We start from the raw sequence: 6,288 nt of genomic DNA, 5'->3' as shown, positions 1-6,288 counted from the left end.
CCCTCCGAGACCACGGCGAACGCCCCCCGGCCCACCCCCGTACACCCTGCGGGGGTGCGGCAAGCACGCCGAGTACGGCACGACAAGGCAAGCCTCGTCCTCACCCCCCGTACGGCACCTCATCGCGCCTCGTCGCAGAGCACAGCACGGCACCACTTCTCACCCCGCCGCACCGCACCGCACCAGCAAGCAGAGCCAAAGAACCGCAGGAACCCCCAACATCCCCCGCAGCACTTCCCGGACATGCCGAAACACCCCGCAGGAACGCCGAAGCGCCCCGTCACGGGGTGTGGCCGCAGTGCCGCCCTGGTCGTTCGCGGGCATGCGCCGCTCCCCGGTGGGCCCTCGCGGGCCGACCGGGGCCGGGTCCGCAGTCGCTCAGACTCCGGCGCCCAGCACCGAGTTGATCGTCTGCGGGTCGCCGCACACGATCAGCAGGGTCCGGGCCCGGCCGAGGGCCTTGGGCAGCGCCTGGGCGGTGACGGCATCGGTTCCGCCGTTGACGGCGACCACGACGACGGGACGCGGCGCGGCCCGGTCGGTGGCCGAGGCATCGGCGTAGAAGACGTCGTCGCCCGCGTCGTGCTGCGCCCAGTAGGCGGTCTCGCCGAAGGAGAGCTCGTGGTCGGCCCACGGGTGCGACTCGCCGGTGGTGATCACCAGCACGTCGCCGGGGGCACGGCCCGACTCCAACAGCAGGTCGACGGCTTCCTCGGCGGCGTCCAGCGCACCCTCGGCCGAGGCCGGGATCAGCTGGATCTGCGGGGTTGCAGCAGGAGCGGACGGCCCGGGCTTGGCCGCGGCGTGAGCCGCGCGCTGGGCCGGCACCTGCCGGGCAGGACCCGGACGACCGGGACGCGGCGGAGCCGCGGGACGGGGACCGGGTACGGGACGGGGGGTCGGCGCGACCCGGCCGCTGGCCGGAGTGGCACGCGGGCCCTGGGCACTCTCGTGAATCTGAGGCTCCTCGGGAATGAGAGGCATGAGCTGATATCTATCAAACGCCGGTGCGACTCGCGTCGGCGGGTGGCACATGAGTGCGAACGGATCCGTCAGAAATCGAAGCCGAGCTGACCTTCGATCTCCGGAACGCTTCCGTCCGCCCAGCTGCGGGCCTTCTTGAGATGCCGCCACTGGGGCAGCGCATCAAGATACGCCCACGACAACCGGTGGTACGGGGTGGGGCCCCGCTCCGCCAGCGCGGCCTTGTGGACAGGCGACGGATACCCGGCGTTGGCCGCGAAACCGAAGTCTGCATGGTCGACACCCAGTTCGGCCATCATTTTGTCGCGCTGAACCTTGGCGATCACCGAGGCTGCCGCGACGGCGACACAGGACTGATCGCCCTTGATCACCGTACGAACCCGCCAAGGCGACCCCAGGTAGTCGTGTTTGCCGTCGAGGATGACCGCGTCGGGCCGCACCGGGAGGGCCTCCAGGGCCCGCACGGCGGCCAGCCGCAGCGCGGCCGTCATACCCAGGTCGTCGATCTCCTCCGGAGAGGCGTGACCGAGGGCGTGCGAGGTGACCCACTTCAGCAGTTCCTCGGCGAGAAACTCGCGTCGCTTGATCGTCAGGAGCTTGGAGTCGGTGAGGCCCTCGGGCGGTCGGCGCAGTCCGGTGACCGCCGCGCAGACGGTGACGGGACCGGCCCACGCTCCGCGCCCCACCTCGTCGACACCGGCAATGACCTTCGCTCCGGTCGTGGCACGCAGAGAGCGCTCGACGGTGTGAGTAGGTGGTTCGTACGGCATGGCGTCCTTAGCCTACGCCGCCCGCGTCCTCGCGCGACACCCAGGTTCCCCGGGGCAACCTCACTCCTCTCACCGATACCGTCGGGGCGGCTCACCGGCGGAGCAGCGGAACCATGAACTGGTCGATCATCTCCTCGATGTCCCGCTCGCTCCATTCGCTCCCGCACATCTTCGAGCGGTACATCATCATGGCCGGAATCGCGTCGAAGACATAGCTGTTGGCAGCGTCGAGCCGCACCTCACTCCGCCGAATTCCACGCTCGATGACCTCGCGCAGCAGCTTGACCGTCGGCTCCACGACACCCTCGATGATCACACCATGGAAGCGCTCGGCCTGCATGGTGTCGCATTCGTGAATAACCGACCGCAGAGCGAACCCAGGACGCGAGAACATCGCCTCACGCGCCTGACGGCACAGCGCCAACAGATCCTCGCGCACGCTCCCGAGATCGGGCGCCTCCTCGAAACGCGGCAGCCCGGCCTGCAGGGCGTCGGCGACGAGGTCCTCCTTGGAGGGCCAGCGGCGATAGACCGCCGCCTTGCCCGTCTGGGCGCCCGCGGCGACCCCCTCCATGGTGAGGCCGCTCCACCCGACCGTACTGAGCTGCTCCAGCGCCGCGTCGAGGATCGCGCGCTCGAGCACGGCGCCGCGCCGGCGCGGGGAGACCGTCGGGGCAGGAGCGGCCGTCCAGCGCGAAGTGACCATCTGTGTTTCTCCGTTGTGCCAGGGGGGCGGGGATACCGGAAGCGGAAGCGGACGGGCGACGCGCACCACGGCGACGACTGCAATGAACGCTTGCGTTCACTAAGGGGGACTCACTACCGTGGGCGCGTCAGTGAACGGGAGCGTTCACTAAGGCAGTTGTGGGGGACCCATAGTGACAACCTCTCCGTTGATTCAGGATCAGAGGCCGGGAGCCGCCCGCCGGGAGGGGCGCCCCGGCATCGCACTCACCGTCATCGCGGCCTGCCAACTCATGGTGGTACTCGACGCGACGATTGTGAACATCGCGCTCCCGCACATTCAAGACGCGCTCAAGTTCAGCACCACCGACCTGACATGGGTGGTCAGCTCCTACACGCTGACCTTCGGCGGTCTGCTGCTCCTGGGCGGCCGGGCCGGTGACATCCTCGGCCGACGCCGGGTTTTCATGACCGGAATCCTCGTCTTCACCCTCGCCTCGCTGCTCGGCGGCCTCGCCCAGGAGCCCTGGCAGCTGCTCGCGGCCCGCGCGTTGCAGGGCGTCGGTGGGGCGATCGCGTCGCCGACCTCGTTGGCGCTCATCACGACGACGTTCCCCGAGGGGCCCGAGCGGAACCGCGCGTTCGGCGTCTTCGCCGCGGTGTCCGCCGGTGGCGGCGCCATCGGTCTGCTCGCGGGCGGCATGCTCACCGAGTGGCTCGACTGGAGGTGGGTGCTGTTCGTCAACGTGCCCATCGGTGTGCTGATCGCCGTCCTCACCCCGATGTACATCAGCGAGTCCGAGCGGCACCCGGGACGGTTCGACATCGCGGGCGCGCTCACCTCGACCGCCGGTATGGCCTCACTGGTCTACGGGTTCATCCGCGCGGCGGAGGAGGGCTGGCGCGACGGCCTGACCATCGGTTCCTTCACGGCCGCGGTGGTCCTGCTGCTTGCGTTCGGCCTGATCGAGAGGCGCGCCAAGGAGCCCATCACCCCGCTGCGGATGTTCACCGACCGCAATCGGTCGGGCACGTACGTCATCATGCTGAGCCTCGCGGCGGCGATGTTCGGGATGTTCTTCTTCATCGTGCTGTTCGTGCAGAACGTGCTGCGCTACACCCCGATCGAGGCCGGCCTGGCCTTCCTCCCGGTGACCGTCGCGATCGTGACCGGTGCCGGTCTGTCCCAGCGGTTCCTGCCGGTGCTCGGCCCCAAGCCGTTCATGGTGGTCGGCTCCACGCTCGTGATGCTCGGTCTGACCTGGCAGACCTTCATCAGCCCCGACAGTTCCTACGTCGGCGGCGTACTCGGTCCGATGGTGATGTTCGGCTTCGGCATGGGTCTGAACTTCGTGACCCTCACCCTGACCGCGGTCTCGGGGGTCGCCCCACACGAGGCGGGCGCGGCGTCCGGTCTGCTCAACGTCACGCAGCAGGTGGGCGGCTCGCTCGGCCTGTCCATCCTCACGACGGTCTTCGGTGCGGCCAGCCGTGACGAGGGGGAGAAGCAGGTCCAGGCCTTCATGGCCCAGGCCACGGACGCGCAGAAGGCCGAGTTCGCCAAGACCCAGCAGCTGCCGGCCCCGTGGAGCCACGAAGTGCTCTCCCAGGGCATCTCGACGGCATTCATACCGGCTGTCGCGATGGCCGTCCTCGCCCTGGTCACCGCCATCGTGGTGATCAGGGTCCGAAAGAGCGACCTGGAAGCCCTCTCCGGCGCGGCCGGACCCGCCGCCGGAGGCTGACAGCCGGAGGCTGACAGAACGGTCACGGAAAGCGCCCGCGCGCAGCCGGACCACGCCCAGGGGACCGTAGTCCAGGGCGTGGTCCGGCTACGTGCGTGCCCGCGACGACTCTCAGCGGTAGAACTCCGGTCCCAGCTCACCGCACGCCGGTCCGCTCGCGCCCCCTGTCGGCGGACGGTCCTCCAGGATGCGCCTGGCCTCGGCCTCGCCCCAGCTCATGGCGTACCAGGGAATGTGGCGCCGCTCGTCCAGTTCCTCCTTGATGTCCCACAGCACGCAGGACCGCATGGGCTCCTCAAGCCGATCCAGCGCGGGCACCGCGTCGGCCGACAGGCCTTTGGCGTAGGGGAGGTCGAAGCGGCCCGTGGTCTCGTACCGTTCGACGTTGCGCTCGGCGATCAGCCCGTCAGGCGAGACCAGCCCGAACGCGAGCACCACGGCGACCGCACTGGCCGCCACGGCGCGCGGCAGCCATCGGGCACCCCACACACCGGCGGCCATGATGAGCACGATGACCAGGCCGAGCCAGAGCTCCATGGTCAGCACCGAGATCCTCAGTCGCGTCAGTCCATAGGCCTCCACATACATGTCCATACGTCTCACCGCGGATGCCACGACAACGAGTGCCAGCGCGCACAGCGTTCCCAGGACCCCACGCACGAGCGTCCGGTCACTCGATCGGGTGCGTGGGGCCCAGCGCAGGGCGACCACAATGACCAGCAGGGTGAGCAGCGTGGCCATGAGTAGCTGCCAGAAGCCCTGACGCGCGTACTGGGCGTAGGTCTGGCCGGTCTCCTGCAGGACGGCGTCGTAGCCGCCGAAGAGCACGGCGAGCTGAACGGCGTTGAAGACGGCGAAGAGCCCGACGAGTCCGACCAGGGGCAGCGCCCACTCGACGCGGCCGCGGGCGCGGCCCGCCGGCACCTGGAGGCGGTCCCAACGGGCGGGTGCGGCAGCCGTACGGGCGGCCGCGAGGGTTCCGAACAGGCCCAGCGCGAGAAGCAGGAATCTCCAGGGGCCGTCGGAGACGGACACCTCGGGCATCAGAGCACCGAGCAGATCGGCGAAGGCCGCGTCGGCCCCGGCGAACAGCGCGCCAAAGACGAAGAGGAGGACCGCCGCCACGGCAAGCGCCCTCAGCAGGGGCGCGAGACGGCTGCGGTTGCCGCCCATCCGTTCACGCAGACCCTGCCAGGCCCAGGCCGGTCCGGTGACCAGCGAGGTGAACACACCGACGGGTCCGAGCAGGACGGCCGGCCAGGTGCGGCCGCCGTGGAGGGCGAGCGAACCCGCCGCGAACGCGGTGACGACGGCGAGGAACGAGGGCCACTCCGCGGCGCGCAGTGCGGGCACGGCCAGCAGGGCCAACCCCCCGACGCCCCAGACGAGGGCCCAAGGGCGAGGTCGCCGGCCCGCCCGACGGCCCGCGAAGTACACGGCAAGCGTGGCGGGCACGGCGACGATGACCAGGTTGACCGCCAGCCCCTCGCCCAGCAGCACCATGCTGAGCAGGCCGGTGGCCAGGGCCGCCCACAGGGTCGCGGTACGGATCGGCGCGGGATCGCCCGGGCTGTAATCGATCAGTGCGGGCGGCTGAGGCGGCGGTCCGCCCGGTATGGGTGCAGGCCTGTCCGCCTGGCCCTTCGGTGTGGTGTCGGCGGATGCCGTCGGCCGGGATCCGTCCTTCTCGGTCCCCGCGCGGGCCCTCGGCGGCGGGCCTTCGGGTTCTGGCGTGGCTGGTGCTGACGGTGTCTCGGACATGGGACCCCCTCCCCCGACCGGCCCTCGTCGCCCACCGTACGCAGCGCGCGACTGCGGCGGGAGGCTCGTTGCCGGTACCTCGTCGCCGCGACTGGTCATGATCAACAGGCGGCGTGGCGGACAGGGTATGCCGCAGGCGAGTGTGCACGGCCGACCGAGGAGCGCACTGTGGCACTCCTGTGACAGTTGAGGTGCTTGGGACCGGAGAGCTGGGGGAAGCGCATTCCCTTCCCCCACCTGCCCTCCGGGTGCGCCCCGAGACCTGCCTCTTACACCATTTCCCTGCTCCACACAAACACCCTGTTTAAATCAGAGGGTGCCTCGGTCTAGCAAAAAACAAAAAG

General features: G+C 69.9%; 5 protein-coding genes. 1 reads left to right on the top strand and 4 read right to left on the bottom strand.

Annotated elements, in window-relative coordinates:
* Nucleotides 1-378: 378 nt before the first annotated feature.
* The 3 genes from P1P70_RS38435 to P1P70_RS38425 all read right to left on the bottom strand — a co-directional run bounded on the left by P1P70_RS38435 (nucleotide 379) and on the right by P1P70_RS38425 (nucleotide 2,460).
* Nucleotides 379-984, bottom strand: a complete 606-nt coding sequence (locus P1P70_RS38435; RefSeq protein ID WP_319246046.1) for a hypothetical protein — start codon at nucleotides 982-984, stop codon at nucleotides 379-381.
* 68 nt (nucleotides 985-1,052) lie between these two features.
* The gene (locus P1P70_RS38430) at nucleotides 1,053-1,754 is read right to left on the bottom strand and encodes a ribonuclease HII (protein ID WP_319246044.1); all 702 of its coding nucleotides are present in this window, start codon (nucleotides 1,752-1,754) and stop codon (nucleotides 1,053-1,055) included.
* 91 nt (nucleotides 1,755-1,845) lie between these two features.
* The gene (locus P1P70_RS38425; RefSeq protein WP_319246049.1) at nucleotides 1,846-2,460 is read right to left on the bottom strand and encodes a TetR/AcrR family transcriptional regulator; all 615 of its coding nucleotides are present in this window, start codon (nucleotides 2,458-2,460) and stop codon (nucleotides 1,846-1,848) included.
* Nucleotides 2,461-2,632: 172 nt separating this feature from the next.
* Between P1P70_RS38425 and P1P70_RS38420 the strand changes: the two genes are divergently transcribed.
* Nucleotides 2,633-4,183 (top strand): MFS transporter, encoded by a 1,551-nt coding sequence (locus P1P70_RS38420; RefSeq protein WP_319246042.1) that lies wholly within the window; start codon nucleotides 2,633-2,635, stop codon nucleotides 4,181-4,183.
* 111 nt (nucleotides 4,184-4,294) lie between these two features.
* Here the strand turns inward: P1P70_RS38420 and P1P70_RS38415 are convergent, their stop codons facing one another.
* Nucleotides 4,295-5,944: a DUF4153 domain-containing protein gene (locus P1P70_RS38415; protein ID WP_413471643.1), complete on the bottom strand. Its 1,650-nt coding sequence runs from the start codon at nucleotides 5,942-5,944 to the stop codon at nucleotides 4,295-4,297.
* Between the last annotated feature and the right edge of the window lie 344 nt (nucleotides 5,945-6,288).

This window comes from Streptomyces sp. MB09-02B (genome assembly GCF_033794485.1).
Taxonomy (GTDB): Bacteria; Actinomycetota; Actinomycetes; order Streptomycetales; family Streptomycetaceae; genus Streptomyces.
This window is presented reverse-complemented; position numbering and strand designations above follow the sequence as displayed.